The organism is Micropruina sonneratiae, assembly GCF_025972045.1.
Classification (GTDB): domain Bacteria; phylum Actinomycetota; class Actinomycetes; order Propionibacteriales; family Propionibacteriaceae; genus Micropruina; species Micropruina sonneratiae.
Map to the genome: position 1 here is coordinate 60,751 of NZ_JAPDHX010000005.1, position 14,489 is coordinate 75,239.

15 protein-coding genes and 1 pseudogene are annotated in these 14,489 nt (G+C 69.9%); 4 read left to right on the top strand and 12 right to left on the bottom strand.

Annotation, left to right across the window (positions count from 1 at the left end; all coding sequences use genetic code 11):
- Positions 1–189: 189 nt before the first annotated feature.
- A complete protein-coding gene (locus tag OIE40_RS13265; protein ID WP_264702972.1) occupies positions 190–693 on the top strand; it encodes a hypothetical protein in 504 nt (167 codons plus the stop codon).
- A gap of 158 nt (positions 694–851) precedes the next feature.
- On the opposite strand, the gene OIE40_RS13270 is transcribed toward OIE40_RS13265, so the two are convergent.
- Together OIE40_RS13270 and OIE40_RS13275 are read right to left on the bottom strand one after the other, a co-directional pair.
- Positions 852–1,529 (bottom strand): response regulator transcription factor, encoded by a 678-nt coding sequence (locus OIE40_RS13270; RefSeq protein WP_264702973.1) that lies wholly within the window; start codon positions 1,527–1,529, stop codon positions 852–854.
- Positions 1,526–2,683, bottom strand: coding sequence for a sensor histidine kinase (locus OIE40_RS13275; RefSeq protein ID WP_413774502.1), 1,158 nt, complete (start codon positions 2,681–2,683; stop codon positions 1,526–1,528). The genes OIE40_RS13270 and OIE40_RS13275 overlap by 4 nt, the downstream gene beginning before the upstream one ends.
- 180 nt (positions 2,684–2,863) lie before the next feature.
- Here OIE40_RS13275 and phoU point away from each other — a divergent pair, with 180 nt between their 5' ends.
- Positions 2,864–3,529: a phosphate signaling complex protein PhoU gene (gene phoU, locus OIE40_RS13280; RefSeq protein WP_264702976.1), complete on the top strand. Its 666-nt coding sequence runs from the start codon at positions 2,864–2,866 to the stop codon at positions 3,527–3,529.
- A gap of 92 nt (positions 3,530–3,621) precedes the next feature.
- Here phoU and OIE40_RS13285 read toward each other — a convergent pair whose 3' ends face one another.
- The 3 genes and pseudogenes from OIE40_RS13285 to OIE40_RS17050 all read right to left on the bottom strand — a co-directional run.
- Positions 3,622–4,374, bottom strand: coding sequence for a phosphoglyceromutase (locus OIE40_RS13285; RefSeq protein ID WP_264702979.1), 753 nt, complete (start codon positions 4,372–4,374; stop codon positions 3,622–3,624).
- 66 nt (positions 4,375–4,440) lie between these two features.
- Positions 4,441–4,842: an NAD-binding protein gene (locus OIE40_RS13290; RefSeq protein ID WP_264702981.1), complete on the bottom strand. Its 402-nt coding sequence runs from the start codon at positions 4,840–4,842 to the stop codon at positions 4,441–4,443.
- A 70-nt stretch (positions 4,843–4,912) separates the two neighbouring features.
- Positions 4,913–5,107, bottom strand: a pseudogene (locus tag OIE40_RS17050) (NAD(P)-binding domain-containing protein); the annotation flags it as partial.
- Positions 5,108–5,140: 33 nt separating this feature from the next.
- On the opposite strand from OIE40_RS17050, the gene OIE40_RS13300 reads away from it, so the two are divergent.
- On the top strand, positions 5,141–5,884 hold the full coding sequence (locus OIE40_RS13300) for an SDR family NAD(P)-dependent oxidoreductase (protein WP_264702983.1): 744 nt from the start codon (positions 5,141–5,143) through the stop codon (positions 5,882–5,884).
- On the top strand, positions 5,881–7,038 hold the full coding sequence (locus tag OIE40_RS13305) for a hypothetical protein (protein ID WP_264702984.1): 1,158 nt from the start codon (positions 5,881–5,883) through the stop codon (positions 7,036–7,038). The genes OIE40_RS13300 and OIE40_RS13305 overlap by 4 nt, the downstream gene beginning before the upstream one ends.
- Positions 7,039–7,074: 36 nt before the next feature.
- Here the strand turns inward: OIE40_RS13305 and OIE40_RS13310 are convergent, their stop codons facing one another.
- From OIE40_RS13310 to OIE40_RS13340, 7 genes are all read right to left on the bottom strand, one after another.
- Positions 7,075–7,278, bottom strand: a complete 204-nt coding sequence (locus OIE40_RS13310; protein WP_264702986.1) for a hypothetical protein — start codon at positions 7,276–7,278, stop codon at positions 7,075–7,077.
- A gap of 28 nt (positions 7,279–7,306) precedes the next feature.
- A complete protein-coding gene (locus OIE40_RS13315; RefSeq protein ID WP_264702988.1) occupies positions 7,307–7,666 on the bottom strand; it encodes a biotin/lipoyl-containing protein in 360 nt (119 codons plus the stop codon).
- A gap of 9 nt (positions 7,667–7,675) precedes the next feature.
- Positions 7,676–7,942, bottom strand: a complete 267-nt coding sequence (locus OIE40_RS13320; RefSeq protein ID WP_264702990.1) for a hypothetical protein — start codon at positions 7,940–7,942, stop codon at positions 7,676–7,678.
- Between the two features lie 13 nt (positions 7,943–7,955).
- Positions 7,956–9,512: an acyl-CoA carboxylase subunit beta gene (locus OIE40_RS13325; RefSeq protein ID WP_264702992.1), complete on the bottom strand. Its 1,557-nt coding sequence runs from the start codon at positions 9,510–9,512 to the stop codon at positions 7,956–7,958.
- 7 nt (positions 9,513–9,519) lie between these two features.
- A complete protein-coding gene (locus tag OIE40_RS13330; protein ID WP_264702993.1) occupies positions 9,520–11,016 on the bottom strand; it encodes a methylmalonyl-CoA carboxytransferase subunit 5S in 1,497 nt (498 codons plus the stop codon).
- A 75-nt stretch (positions 11,017–11,091) separates the two neighbouring features.
- Positions 11,092–12,456, bottom strand: a complete 1,365-nt coding sequence (locus tag OIE40_RS13335) for an L-serine ammonia-lyase (RefSeq protein ID WP_264702995.1) — start codon at positions 12,454–12,456, stop codon at positions 11,092–11,094.
- A 773-nt stretch (positions 12,457–13,229) separates the two neighbouring features.
- The gene (locus OIE40_RS13340) at positions 13,230–14,357 is read right to left on the bottom strand and encodes a GTPase family protein (protein WP_264702997.1); all 1,128 of its coding nucleotides are present in this window, start codon (positions 14,355–14,357) and stop codon (positions 13,230–13,232) included.
- Positions 14,358–14,489 lie beyond the last annotated feature (132 nt).

A 14,489-nucleotide genomic window follows, 5' to 3' on the forward strand; every position in this document is an offset into this window, starting at 1 on the left:
TCGCACCTCTCATCCAACGTGGATTGTGTTGAATCATACGCAAATTCATAGCAATGTCAACAGAAACCCACATAGATCTCAGGTAAACCCACATCCAGGTCTCTCCGTGTGTCACGGGTATCGGCGGTCCCAAAGCCGGACGCAATTCGTTACGCTGGCCTCCAAACCGGCGACCACAAGGAGTTCCCCATGGCCCGCAGCCTTCGTAGCCTCGCCGCCAGCCTGTGTGTGCCCCTCGCGCTGGGGCTGACCGGGTGCGGCTTCGGCGCCCAGACCCTGCAGCCTTACACCCCGGCAGAGGGCGTCAACACCTCAGTGGGCCAGGTGATGGTGCGCAACGTGTTGGTGATCGCGGACTCCACCGGCCAGGGGCTGGTGAGTGCGTCGCTGGTCAGCTACGCCGACGACACCCTGACCGCCGTGGCCGGCACGCCGCAGAAGGTGGACGGCTCCGCCGGCAGCGCCCTGGTGGTCACGGCCACCGGGCTGCCCCTGGCCATGCCGACCAACACCCTGTTCGTGCTGACCGACGCGCCCACCAGGATCGCGGTGAGCTCGCCCGACCTGAAGCCGGGCCTGCTGGTCGACCTGACCCTCACCTTCGCCACCGCGGGCCAGGTCAAGGTGGTCGCCCCAGTACTGTCGGCGGACGACCCGGAGTTCGAGGGCATTACGGTCGGAGGCGCCGGCTGACCCGAGCCCGCGGGCTCGGCCGCCGCCGAGCACCGGCCTCAAATGGGGACGGTTCCATTTCAGGCCGGCCGGTCACCCCCGGCAAGCGCCTCCTCACAAGGCCGAACACAGCGTCCGAGCGGTGGCCTAAAAAGGAACCGTCCCCATTACAGGCCGGCTCAGGCCTCGAACTTGTAGCCGAGCCCGCGCACGGTGACCAGCAGCTGCGGGTCGGCCGGGTCGGTCTCGACCTTGGCCCGCAACCGTTTGATGTGCACGTCCAGGGTCTTGGTGTCCCCCACGTAGTCGGCGCCCCAGATGCGGTCGATCAGCTGGCCACGGGTCATCACCCGGCCGGCGTTGCGCAACAGGATCTCGAGCAGTTCGAACTCCTTCAGCGCCAGCTTCACCTGCTGACCGCGCACCCACACCTCGTGCCGTTCGACGTCCAGCCGGACGGCGTCCACCTCGAGCACGTCCGGCTCGAGTTCGACGTCCTGGCCACGGCGCAGCACGGCGCGGATGCGCGCCACCAGCTCGCGATGGCTGAACGGCTTGGTGACGTAGTCGTCGGCACCGAGTTCGAGGCCGACCACCTTGTCGATCTCGTCGTCGCGGGCGGTGACCATGATGACCGGCACCGAACTGCGCGCCCGCAGCCGGCGGCACACCTCGGTGCCGGGCAGTCCGGGCATCATCAGGTCGAGCAGCACGATGTCGGCGCCCCCGCGCTCGAACTCGGTCAGCCCCATGGTGCCGTCGGCGGCCTCGACGACGTCGAAACCCTCCTTGCGCAGCAGGAAGCCGACCGTCTCGCGGTAGGCGTCCTCGTCCTCGATCAGCAGAACCCGGGTCATGCGGCCGTCCCTTCGGCGTCGGAGTCGGGGTGGTGAGCCGGTAGCCGCAGGGTGAACGTGGAGCCCTGGCCCAGCCGGCTCCACAGGCTGACGGTGCCGCCGTGCGCGGCGGCGATGTGCTTGACGATCGACAGGCCGAGGCCCGTACCACCGCTGGCTCGGCTGCGGCCGTAGTCGACGCGGAAGAAGCGTTCGAAGATCCGCGGCTGGTCGGCCTCGGCGATGCCGATGCCGTTGTCCGACACGCTGATCTCGACCCAGTCGCCGGCGGTGTCGGAGGACAGCCGGGTGGTGATGGTCACCCGGGCGCCGGCGTCGGAGTAGGCGATCGCGTTCTGCACCAGGTTGCGCAGCGCCGCCTCGATGTGATCCCGGTCGCCCCGGACGAAGGCCGCCCCCGAACGGTGCTGGGTGAGGGTGATGCCGCGGCTGTCGGCCAGCGCCCTGGCCTGGTCGAGCACGACGTCCACCACTTCGGCGATGTCGATCGGTGAGGCCGCCAGCAGGGGGTCGGTGGACTGCAGGCGCGACAGCGCGATGATCTGCGAGACCAGTTCGTTGAGCCGGGCGGCCTCGTCGGAGAGGCGTTGCGTGAAGTGCAGCACGGCGTCCGGATCGTCGGCGGCCCCGGCGATCGCCTCGGCGAGCAGCGACACCGCGCCGATCGGGGTCTTCAGTTCGTGGGTGACGTTGGCGACGAAATCACGCCGGGTCTCGTCGACGCGCAACGCCTCGGAGCGGTCGTCGGCCACCATCAGCACCAGTTCCTCCCCCAACGGCGCCACCCGGACGGCCAGCTTCCGGGCCGGCATTCCCAGCCCGCCCGGGACGTTGAGGTTCAGCACGCCGGGCTCGTGCTCGCGGCGGGCTTCACGCACCAGTTCGAGCACCTCGGCGGCGAGCCGGCGCCCCCGGACCAGGCCCGAGGAGGCCGCGGCCGGTGATTCGGTGAGTACCTCGTCGTGCGGGCCCAGCACGACGGCGGGACCGCGGAGGTGTTCGATCGTGGTCACCAGCATGGGCGGGAGCACCGGCGTCGCGACGGGGTCGTCGGCCACCGGGCGGGTGCGGGTGGCGATGACGGCCAGCAGGGTCGCGAGCACGCCGAGCACCACCCCCAGCAGGCTTGCGACGAGCGGACTCACACGCTGGATCATAAGCGCACGCCGAGGGGCCCTTCGTCGGCCGGCGATCGGCCTCCTCGCAGAGTTCACCGACTGTTCACCTGGTCTTCGCCGCAGGCGGTCCGGTCGGTAGGCGGCGGGCTTAGGGTTGAGGTCGGCCCAGGCCCCGGACCTCGGTCGAAGCAGCGGCCGAGAGCTGAAAGAGGAGACATGCGAGAGAGCTACCGCGAAGACCTGAACGGCTTGGTCGAAGACCTGGTCGCCATGACCGAGCGGGTCCAGAGTGCGGTGCGGCTGAGCACTCGGGCGTTGCTGGAGGCCGACCTGGCCACCGCGGAACAGGTGATCAGCGACGACACGCTGCTCGACGCCCAGCACGACGACCTCGAGGCCCGCTGCTTCGTTCTGCTGGCCCGGCAGGCGCCGGTGGCCGGTGAACTGCGGACGATCGTCGCGGCCATGCGCATGGTCGCCGATCTGGCCCGGATGGGTGACCTGGCCTGCCACGTCGCCAAGATCGCTCGGCTGCGCTACCCGACCAAGGCGGTGCCCGAGGGACTGGTGCCCAACTTCGAACTGATGGCGCGGGTGGCCGAGGACATGGTGGCCACCGCCGGTCGCGCGCTGAACGACCGCAACGCCCACGACGCGGCGAAGCTCGCCGACTCCGACGAGGAGATGGACGAACTGCGCAAGAGCCAGTTCCGCATTCTGCTCGGCGCGGAGTGGCCCTATTCGGTCGAGGCAGCCGTCGATGTCGCCCTGCTGGGCCGCTACTACGAGCGGATCGCCGACCACGCGGTGATCATGGCCGGCCGGGTGATCTACGTGGTCACCGGCAACCATCCCGCGGGCGAGAACTGGTCCTACGCCTGAGGCCTCGCCTCCGCCTTCCCCTAACTACCGAGCGCTCGCCAAGCTTGGCGGCGAGCGCTGGGTAGTTAGGCGAGCGGTGGGGGTGGCCGGGGCTACTTCTTCTTGCCCTGGTTCTTGACCGCCTCGATGGCGGCCTTGGCGGCCTCCGGGTCGAGGTAGGTGCCGCCGGGTGTGACCGGACGCAGGTCGTCGTCCAGTTCGTAGTGCAGCGGGATGCCGGTGGGGATGTTCAGCGACGCGATGTCGGCGTCGGAGATGTTGTCCAGGTGCTTGACCAGCGCCCGCAGCGAGTTGCCGTGCGCGGTGACCAGCACCGTGTTGCCGGCGCGCAGGTCGGGAACGATGGCGTCGTACCAGTAGGGCAGCATGCGCACGACCACGTCCTTGAGGCATTCGGTCTTGGGCCGGGCCTCGGTGGGCAGGAAGGCGTAGCGCGGGTCGTCGAACTGCGTGTTGGGGTTGTCGTCGGAGATCTCCGGCGGCGGGGTGTCGTAGGACCGCCGCCAGAGCATGAACTTCTCCTCCCCGTACTGCTCGAGGGTCTCGGCCTTGTTCTTGCCCTGCAGGTCGCCGTAGTGGCGCTCGTTGAGCCGCCAGTGCCGGCGCACCGGGATCCAATGCCGATCGCAGTTCTCCAGCGCCAGGTTGGCGGTATGGATGGCCCGCCGCATCACCGAGGTGTGCAGCACATCGGGCAGCAGGCCGGCCTGCGCGAGCAGTTCGCCACCGCGCTTGGCCTCGCCGACACCCTTCTCGTTGATGTCCACGTCGACCCAGCCGGTGAACAGGTTCAGGGCATTCCACTCGCTCTCACCGTGGCGGAGCAGGATCAGGTTCGCACTCATGGCCCTGAGCCTAGTGGTCGGCGCCCCGGCCCGGCAGCGGGCGGGGGCGATTGCGGGCCACCTCGATCACCGCACTCTCGTTGGCCTCGCCGAGTCCGGACGCCAGCAGGGCGTCCAGTCCGGCCAACGCCACCTCGCCCAGCGGGACGCCGAGGTCGAGCGCGTCGGCCAGCCGTAGGGAGTAGTCGGTGTCATTGCGGCGCAGCCGGCCGGAAAGGTGACCCGCTGGTCGTGGTCGCCGGCGACCATCCGCTGCGCGTTGCGCACCACCTGAGGGCTGGCCGCCTGACCGGTGGCCAGCACCCGGACGACCTGGGTCAGGTCGAGTCCGGCGCGCTGCGCCATCGCCAGGCCCTCGGCCGCCCCCGCGAGTTGCACCGCCCCCATCAGGTTGACGATCAGTTTGTAGGCGGTACCCGTCCCGACGCCGCCGAAGTGTTCGACGTGCCGCGCCAGCGGCTCCAGCACCGGCCGCCGGCGCGCCGGCCAGGACGCCGTCCTCGCCGAGCCAGACCCGTTCCGACGCCGCGTCGCCGGCCAGCATCGCGACCACCACGTCCACACCCTCGGACGCCGCCGCCGGGCTGTCGGCGAGCCGGGCACCGGCCACCACCAACGGCCGGGCGCGACCCGCGCTGCGGTTCCACACCGTCAGGTCGTGGCCGGCGGCGAGCAGCCGCGACGCCATGCCCGAGCCCATCCGGCCCAACCCCAGGAATGCGATCCGTGCCATCCCGGCACGCTAGCGACTGGCAGAATCGGCCGCATGACGAGCCGACGAGCAGTTGTGACCGGTGCGAGCAGCGGGATCGGGGCGGCCACCGCCCGGGCACTGGCGGCGTCCGGCTACCAGGTGATCTGCGCCGCGCGGCGCACCGAGCGCATCGAGGCGCTGGCGGCAGAGATCGGCGGGCTCGCGGTGACCTGTGACGTGACCAACGACGACGCGGTCGCCGCGTTGGCCGAGGCGGTCGGCGAGCGGCTCGACCTGTTGGTCAACAATGCCGGCGGCGCGCTCGGCCAGAACCCGGTCGCGCAGGCCGAGATCGGCGCGTGGCAGCGGATGTACGACATCAACGTGCTGGGCGCCGGACGGGTCACTCGGGCGCTGCTGCCGGCCCTGACCGCCGGCGAGGGGATGGTGCTGTTCGTCACCTCGACCGCCGCCGAGGCCCCCTACGAGGGCGGGGCCGGCTACTGCGGGGTGAAGGCCGCCGAACGGTCGCTGGCCGGGTCGCTGCGGCTGGAACTGTTCGACCAGCCGGTGCGGGTATGCGAGATCTCGCCCGGCATGGTGCACACCGAGGAGTTCTCCACGACCCGCTTCGGCGGCGACCAGGCGAAGGCGGACGCCGTCTACGCGGGGGTGCCCGACCCGCTCGTCGCCGAGGACATCGCCGACGCGATCACCTGGATGGCCACCCGTCCGGCCCACGTGAACGTCGACAGGCTGGTCATCCGGCCGCGCGCCCAGGCCGCCAACCACAAGGTGTACCGGGTCACCGGATGAGGGCGCTGCGCGTCCTGGCCGTGCTGGTGCTGCTGGTCAGCCTGGCCGCGACGGCGCACGTCGTGCACGCCTCCACCCAGCCGCTCAGCGGCACCGGCAGGGTGGCCGCGCAGGTGCGCTGGCTGAACACCGCCAGGGCCGACGGCGCCGCCCACCGGATGCAGGACCTGTTCCCCGAGGGGGAGTTCTTCACCCACCTGCTGACCGGGCTGGCGGCGGCCTCGACCGGCGATCTGGACACGGTGCGGGCCACGCTGGCGGACAGTGGGACGCCGGCGGTGCGCGACCGGTTCGGTGACCTGGACGAACTGCCCGGCGGCACCTTCTACCGCGGCTGGCGGCTGCTGCTGTGGGCGGAGCAGGTGCGGCTGAGCGGAGCGGGAGGATCCGAGTTGCTCGCCGAGGCGGACGCCGTGCGGGCCGCGCTGCTGGCCTCCCCCACCGGCGTCCCGGCGTCCTACCCGGGCGGGTACTGGCCCTGCGACGCGGTGGTCGCGATGGCTGCGGTGGTGCGAGCCCGGGCCGTCGCCGGCGAACCGCTGCCGGCGGCCGAGCTCGCGGCCTGGCGCGGCCGGCTGGACGCCTCGCGCGACGCGGGGACGGGACTGTTGCCGCACCGGCTGTCGTCGGCGGGCGGGGCGGAGGGGCCGCGGGGCAGTTCGCAGGCGATCATCCAGGCGTTCTGGCCCGACGTCGACCCCAGCGGCTCGGCCGTGCAGTGGCAGCGCTTCGTCGACACGTTCGTGGTCCGCGAGGCGGGGCTGGTCGGCGTCCGGGAGTACCCGCGCGGGGTGGAGGACGCCGGCGACGTCGACTCCGGGCCGTTGCTGTTCGGGGTGTCGGCGTCCGCCTCTGCGGTCACGCTGGCGGCGGCGCTGCGCAACGGCGACACCGCGCTCGCCACCGACCTGGACCGGCAGGCGGAGTATCTCGGGATACCGCTGGAGTGGGACGGCCGGCGCCGGTTCGCGTTCGGCCTGGTGCCGGTCGGGGACGCCTTCGTGGCGTGGGCGCGCAGCGTTGCGCCCGCGCCGGCGTCCGTCACCTCGGCGGCGCCGGCGGTGCTGTGGTGGGCGCACGCCCTGGTGCTGCTCACACCGGGGCTGCTCGCCGGCGTGTTGCTGGTGGCGAGATGGCGGCGTCCGCCGGGATGACGAGATCGCAGCAGGACCGGTTCGCGTCCGGCCCGGTTACTTCCGCTTACGGTAGTCGGGGAAGTTGAAGAACGCCTTGCCGAACGCCCACACCGCGACCAGCGCGATGAGCGCGAACGCCAGTCCGCCGGGCGGACCGGTCGTGCTGTCGATGCGCACCAGGCCGGAGCTGATCAGCCAGATCCCGGTCGCGGTCGCGACGACCGCGACCGCGAACCACCCCCATTGGGGCTTGGGCATTCCGCCTCCTGAGTTCGGCCGACGCCGCTCAGGCTAGCTCGATCAGCGGCTCGCCGCCCTGCACCGAATCGCGTTCGCCGACCAGGATGGAACCCACCTTGCCGCTGCTGGGCGCGGTGATCTCGGTTTCCATCTTCATCGCCTCGAGCACCAGCAGCACCTGACCCTCGGTGATCGCGTCGCCCTCGGCGACCAGGATGCGGGCGACGACGCCGGACAGCGGCGCCACCACCGAGTTGGCCGAGGCTGCCTTCACCGACGCGGTGGTCGGGGCGTGCGCCGCTCCGCCACCACCGATGACGACCGCGCCGAGCGAGGGGCGTTCCTGCTCCTCGACCTCGACCTCGACGTCGTAGGCGACGCCGTTGACAGTGACCTTCAGTTTCATGTCTGTTCCTCAGCCTTTGCGCAGGTGCAGCGGTTCGTGGGCGTGCTGCCGGCGACGGGTGCCGCTCTGCCAGATAGCGGACTTCGAGAAGGACGCCTGGCGCCGCTTGGCCCGATGCCCCAGGTAGGCGGCCACCGCGGCCGCGATCGCCACCATCGTCTCCTCGGGGACGTCGGCGTGCAGCAGCCGCAGCTCCTTGATCTCAACCTCGAGGGCGGTGACCTTGTCGGTCAGCGCCCTCACCATCGAGAGCAGTTCGGCGTTCTGGTCGCTCATCGTGTGTCTCCGATCAGACCGGGCCGAGGCCGTGCTTCTTGGCCGGCCGCAGCTGACGCTTGGCCACCAGCAACTCCAGGGCCATGGCCACCTTGCGCCGGGTGTCGCCCGGGTCGATCACGTCGTCGACCAGGCCGCGCGAGGCGGCGACGAACGGCGTCGAGAACGTCTCGCGGTACTCTTCGACCAGCTCGGCACGGCGGGTGTTGGGATCGTCGGCCTCGGCGATCTCGCGCCGGAACACCACCGATGCCGCACCCTCGGCCCCCATCACGGCGATCTCGGCGGTCGGCCAGGCGAACACCTGGTCGGCACCCAGATCCTTCGCCGACATGGCGATGTAGGCACCGCCGTAGGCCTTGCGCAGCACCACGGTGATCTTTGGCACGGTGGCCGCCGCGTAGGCGTACAGCATCTTGGCGCCGTGCCGGATGATGCCGCCGTGCTCCTGGGCGACGCCCGGCAGGAAGCCGGGGACGTCGACGAAGGTGACGATCGGAATGTTGAACGCGTTGCAGAAGCGGACGAACCTCGACCCCTTGTCGGAGGCGTTGATGTCGAGCACGCCGGCCATCACGTTGGGCTGGTTGGCCACCACACCGACGCTCTTGCCGTTGATCCGGGCGAACCCGACGACCAGGTTCTGGGCGTAGCCCGCCTGCACCTCGAGGAAGTCGGCGTGGTCGACGACCTTGCCGATCACCTCGCGCACGTCGTAGCCCTTGGTGCCCTCGGCCGGGACGATGTCGTGCAGCGACGGGTCGTACTCGACGTAGGGATCCGGATCGACGATCGGCGGGTCCTCGGTGTTGTTCTGCGGCAGGAAGCTGAGCAGCTTCTTGGCGATCAGGATGGCCTGCTCGTCGTCGTCGGCCACGAAGTGGTTGACGCCGGAGACGGCCATGTGGGCGTCCGCGCCGCCGAGCCCGTCGGCGGTGACCTTCTCACCGGTGACCTGCTCGATGACGTTCGGCCCCGTGATGAACATGTGGGCCTTGCGGGTCTGGATGATGAAGTCGGTCAATGCCGGGCTGTAGGCCGCGCCACCGGCGCAGGGGCCGGCGATGATCGAGATCTGCGGCACCGCGCCCGACAGCAGCACGTTGGCGTAGAACACCTGGCTGTATCCGGACAGCGAATCGATGCCCTCCTGGACGCGGGCGCCGCCGGAGTCGTTGATGAAGACGAACGGGGTACCGCACTTGAGCGCGGACTCCATCATCTCGACGACCTTCTTGCTGTGCGTCTCGCCCGCGGAGCCACCGGCGACGGTGAAGTCCTGGCTGGCGATGTGCACCGGCCGGCCCAGCACCGCACCGGTGCCGGTGACCACGCCGTCGGCGGGCATGTCGGCCTTGTCCATGCCGAACGTCACGGTGCGGTTGCGCCGGAACAGCCCGATCTCCTGGAAGGTGTCCTCGTCGATCAGCGCGTCGATGCGTTCGCGGGCGCTCAGCTTGCCCTGCGCGTGCTGCTTCTCGATGCGCTTCTCGCCGCCGCCGGCCCGGGTGGTGAGCCGCTTCTCGAGCAGGTCGTCGACCCGCTGTTTCATGTCCTTGGTCTTTGCCATTGTCTCGTCACGCCCTTTCGACGGTCACGCTGTGCTGGCGTCCGCCCATGCTGACCTTGTACCTGATCGGGCCGGTGACCGCGTTGCCCGAGTCCGACTTGGCCTCCGCCTCGGCCTTGAGCTGCGCCTCGGTCTTGCCGACGTTCTTCGGGCCCTCCGCGCGCGTGCTGAAGAAGCCGGGCGCGACGCCCGGGAACATGGCGTAGGTGAGCACGTCGGTGTCGGTGCCGTCGAAGCCGTCGAGCTTGGCGGCGTCCGCGGTGAGGGTGTCCCACTCGGGTGCCAGCAAGTCGGCCGGCCGGACCGTGATCGGCTCCTTCTTGGCCTGCGCCCTGGCGATCTCGACCACCTCGGGGTTCCGCTCGCCGATGCATTCGCCGTAGTAGCCCAGCATCAGGTCGGCGAACTCGCCGGTCATCACCTTGTACTTGCCCATCAGCACGTTGAACACCGCCTGGGTGCCGACGATCTGGGACGACGGGGTGACCAGCGGCGGATGGCCGGCGTCCGCCTTGACCAGCGGCACCTCGGCCATCACCTCCTTGATCCGGTCGCCGGCGCCCTGCGCCTTGAGCTGGCTCTCCATGTTGGACAGCATCCCGCCCGGGATCTGGCTGGAGAAGATGTCGGTGTCGACCAGGGTGGCCGACTCGAACGCCGCGTACTTGGGGCGCACCTTCGCGAAGTGGTCGCGGATGCGCACCAGGCGGTCGTGGTCGAGGGCGGTGGTGTATTCGGTGCCTTCGAGCATCGCCACCAGCGATTCGGTCGGGTTGTGGCCCGGGCCGAGCGACATCGAGCTGATCGCGGTGTCGACGACGTCGGCGCCGGCCTCGATGGCCTTCATCAGCGTGACCAGGGTGACGCCGGTGGTGGCGTGGCAGTGGACGTTGATCTGGGTGTCCTCGCCGTAGGTGCTCTTGATGCCCCGGATGATGTCGTAGGCGGGTTGCGGCTGCAGCAGCGCGGCCATGTCCTTCAGCGCCAGCGACTGGGCACCCATGTCGAGCAGCTGCCCGGCGAGCTTCACGTAGCCCTCGACGGTGTGCAGCGGCGAGATGGTGTAGCAGATCGTGCCTTGGGCGTGCTTGCCGCTCTCCTGCACCGCCTTCATCGCGACCGCCATGTTGCGGGGGTCGTTCAGGGCGTCGAAGACCCGGAACACGTCCATGCCGTTCTCGGCGGACTTGTCGACGAAACGCCTCACGACGTCGTCCTCGTAGTGCCGGTAGCCGAGCAGGTTCTGGCCGCGCAGCAGCATCTGCAGCCGGCTGTTGGGCAGCAGCTCGCGGAAGGTCCGCAGCCGCGCCCAGGGATCCTCGTTGAGGAATCGGATGCAGGAATCGTAGGTGGCTCCGCCCCAGCACTCGACGGACCAGTAACCGGCCGCGTCGATGTCGGCACAGGCGTCCACCATGTCCTCGAGTGCCATCCGGGTGGCCATCAGGCTCTGGTGGGCGTCCCGGAGAGCGACCTCGGTTACCCCAATGGTTCGCTGACTCATGATGGCGATCTTGTCACTACTACTACTACTACGTGTCGTAGTTCGGCAGATTCCTGCCGATTGGGACCAGCGGTCTCAACACTCGACGACGTTGACCGCCAGACCACCCTTGGACGTCTCCTTGTATTTGGTCAGCATGTCGGCGCCGGTGTCGCGCATCGTGGCGACCACGGTGTCCAGCGGCACGAGGTGGGTGCCGTCGAAATGCATGGCGGTGCGCGCCGCGGCCACCGCCTTCACCGCGGCGATCGCGTTGCGCTCGATGCAGGGCACCTGGACGAGCCCACCGACCGGGTCGCAGGTCAGCCCCAGGTTGTGCTCCATGCCGATCTCGGCGGCGTTCTCGACCTGCGCCGGGGTGCCGCCCATCACCGCGGCGAGGCCCGCCGCCGCCATCGCGCACGCCGAACCGACCTCGCCCTGGCAGCCGACCTCCGCCCCCGAGATGGACGCCGTGGTCTTGATGATGGCGCCGACGGCGGTGGCGGTGAGCAGGAAGGTGACCACGCCGTCGTCATCGGCACCGGGCATGTGGTGGCGGTAGTAGTGCAGCACCGCCGGGATGACGCCGGCGGCGCCGTTGGTGGGGGCGGTGACGACCCGGCCGCCGGCGGCGTTCTCCTCGTTGACCGCCAGCGCATAGGCGGCGATCCAGTCCATGCCGGTGAGGTCGTCCGGGGGGTTCTCGGACAGGTGACGGTGCAACTGGGGCGCCCGGCGCAGCACGTTCAGCCCGCCCGGCAGCCGGCCGTTCGTGGCGAAGCCGTTGCGGACGCATTCGGCCATCACCCGCCAGGTGGCCAGCACCCCGGCCCGCACGTCCGCCTCGGGCCGCAGCGCGCACTCGTTGCCGAGCACGACCTGCTCGATGCTCAACCCGTGCTCGGCGCACAGCGCGAGCAGTCGGGAGGCGGTGGTGAACGGGTAGGGCTCGGTGTCGCGGGCCGGGGGCGGCGGGGCGTCCAGCTCGTCGGCGGTGGCCACGAAGCCGCCGCCGATCGAGAACATCACCCGCTCATCGATCAGCACGCCGCCGGCGCCGAAGCTGCGCACCCGCATGCCGTTGGGGTGCTGCGGCAGGGCGCGGCGGCGGTGCAGGACGATGTCGGCGTCCGGATCGAAGTCGATCTCGTGACGGCCCAGCAGCGGCAGTCGGCCGGTTCTGCGCACGACCCGCAGGGCGGGTTCGACGCCGGCCGGGTCGATCGTCTCGGGACGTTCTCCCAGCAGCCCGAGCAGCACGGCGCGGTCGGAGTGGTGTCCGCGTCCGGTGGAGCCCAGTGAGCCGTACAGGTCGACCCGGACCCGGGTGACCTCGTCCAGCCTGTCTTCGGCCGCCAGGTCCTCGGCGACCCGCAGCGCCGCACGCATCGGCCCGACCGTGTGCGACGACGACGGTCCGATGCCGATGCTGAACAGGTCGAAGAAGCTCAGCGCCATCGCTTCACTGTAGGACGGCGGTCCACCCCCCGGTCGAGCAGTCGAGGCCGTTTGGGGTGGACGTCCGGGCTGGCCGTCCCGGGGTCTGCCGTTCGGGGGGATCGCGCCGGTCGGCCGTCCTGGGGGTCGGCCGTCCTGGGGGTCGGCCGTCCTGGGGGTCTGGCCGTCCTGGGGGTAGGCCGTCCTGGGGGTCGGCCGTTCTCATCAACGCCGACTACTCGCACCTCGGGTGACTACTTTCGCGTTGCAACACGAAAACAGTCGGCGTTCCCGAGAACTGTGGGCGTTGCTGAGAACGCCGAACCGCGACGGTGGCGCGCCGAGTTTGGCCGTCCGGGGTGGGTCGGCCCGGGCTCACACCTGGGGTCGGCCGTCCTGGGGGTAGGCCGTTCTCATCAACGCCGACTACTCGCACCTCGGGTGACTACTTTCGCGTTGCAACACGAAAACAGTAGGCGTTCCCGAGAACTGTGGGCGTTGCTGAGAACGCCGAACCGCGACGGCGGGGTCGCGCCGAGTTTGGCCGTCCGGGGTGGGTCGGCCCGGGCTCACACTTGGGGTCGGCCGTCCTGGGGGGGTCGGCCGTTCTCATCAACGCCGACTACTCGCACCTCGGGTGACTACTTTCGCGTTGCAACACGAAAACAGTCGGCGTTCCCGAGAACTGTGGGCGTTGCTGAGAACGCCGAACCGCGACGGGGGCGCGCAACACGCGAACGGGATCCTCGGGCAGACCCGGATGACGGGAGATGTTGCCAGAGAAGATTCTCGGGTCAGTCGTCCTTCTTGCGGATGGTCGGCATCCGCTTGCGGAACTCCTCTTCGAACAGGTGCTTCACCGCGGCCGAGTCGATCACGCCCTCGACGTTCGTGGGCAGCTTGCCGGCGGCCGCGCGCTGGCAGACCGTCAGCCAGGCCTGACCCATGGCGAGGGTGAAACCCGAAGCCACCGAGGCGTTGATGACTCCGCCGGCGACACTGCCCGCGCCCGGGATGAACTTGAGCAGGTTGGCCGCGGCCGTCCGTCCGAGAGTGGTGGCGACGCCCGTGGACGCCGCGGCGAGCAGGGCGGCGCGGTCGAACGGCACCTTGTACAGGTGGGCGATCCGGCCCATCATCGCCAGCTGCATCGGCACCAGCAGGGCTGCCGACGAGAACGGGATCGGTACCGCGGCCGCACCGGCGGCGCCCGCTACGGTCGCGTTGATGTGTCGCTGCGCGGCTTTGTGTTTCGCTTCCAGATCGATCGCCTGGGCTGCGGTGAGGGCTCCCTGGACCGCGTCAGGAACAACCTGAAAGGTGGCCTGCAAGACGTCCATCAAGCCGTAGGGCGGCTGACCGGTGAACTGGTCCCTCATCGCGTAGGTCATGAACGGACGCCCGCCGACGATGGGCAGTTGCTTGGCCTCGACCTGGCGCGCCAGCTCGACGGCGTCGGGGTGGTACTGGCCGTCGCGCATCGGTACCTGGGTGAACACCACCAGCACCGGGATGCCGGCCTCGTGCAGGGTGCGGATGAACGTCGCCTCGACCTCTTCGAAGCGCCGGTCCATGCCGCGGACGCAGTACCAGGCCACGTGCACCTGTTCCTGGACCGGCTTGGACCGCAGGCCCTTGAGGTACTTGGTGACCTCCTTGATCAGTTCGCCGTCGTCGCGTCCGATCTCGAGCCCGCGGGTATCGATCAGCCCGAGCGTGCCACGGGTGTCGAGATAGAGGTGGGAATCCAGGGTGACCGGGTCGCCGATGCCGGTCGCGGCCACCGGCTCGCCGAAGATCGCGTTGATCAGGGTGGACTTGCCCACGCCGGTCTTGCCGAAGATCGCCAGGTTGAACCGTCCGAGCTGGGCGGCCTGCTTGTCGAACTCGGTCCGGAAGGCGTCAGTGAACCATTGCGTCACGCAGCCAAGACTAGGGGCCGGGCGTCCGCCGGGGGACTCCTCCAGCCCTGAGGGTGGCCCGGTTCACCCCTGGCCGTGCCGCGGCGTCCCATTCGCGGCCCGTCCGCTTCACCGGAGCGCACGCGCGTAATA

Coding starts and splice junctions, on each gene's coding strand:
- OIE40_RS13265 (WP_264702972.1), top strand. CDS start 190: ATGGCCCGCAGCCTTCGTAGCCTCGCCGCCAGCCTGTGTGTGCCCCTC.
- OIE40_RS13270 (WP_264702973.1), bottom strand. CDS start 1,529: ATGACCCGGGTTCTGCTGATCGAGGACGAGGACGCCTACCGCGAGACG.
- phoU (WP_264702976.1), top strand. CDS start 2,864: ATGCGAGAGAGCTACCGCGAAGACCTGAACGGCTTGGTCGAAGACCTG.
- OIE40_RS13285 (WP_264702979.1), bottom strand. CDS start 4,374: ATGAGTGCGAACCTGATCCTGCTCCGCCACGGTGAGAGCGAGTGGAAT.
- OIE40_RS13300 (WP_264702983.1), top strand. CDS start 5,141: ATGACGAGCCGACGAGCAGTTGTGACCGGTGCGAGCAGCGGGATCGGG.
- OIE40_RS13305 (WP_264702984.1), top strand. CDS start 5,881: ATGAGGGCGCTGCGCGTCCTGGCCGTGCTGGTGCTGCTGGTCAGCCTG.
- OIE40_RS13310 (WP_264702986.1), bottom strand. CDS start 7,278: ATGCCCAAGCCCCAATGGGGGTGGTTCGCGGTCGCGGTCGTCGCGACC.
- OIE40_RS13315 (WP_264702988.1), bottom strand. CDS start 7,666: ATGAAACTGAAGGTCACTGTCAACGGCGTCGCCTACGACGTCGAGGTC.
- OIE40_RS13320 (WP_264702990.1), bottom strand. CDS start 7,942: ATGAGCGACCAGAACGCCGAACTGCTCTCGATGGTGAGGGCGCTGACC.
- OIE40_RS13325 (WP_264702992.1), bottom strand. CDS start 9,512: ATGGCAAAGACCAAGGACATGAAACAGCGGGTCGACGACCTGCTCGAG.
- OIE40_RS13330 (WP_264702993.1), bottom strand. CDS start 11,016: ATGAGTCAGCGAACCATTGGGGTAACCGAGGTCGCTCTCCGGGACGCC.
- OIE40_RS13335 (WP_264702995.1), bottom strand. CDS start 12,456: ATGGCGCTGAGCTTCTTCGACCTGTTCAGCATCGGCATCGGACCGTCG.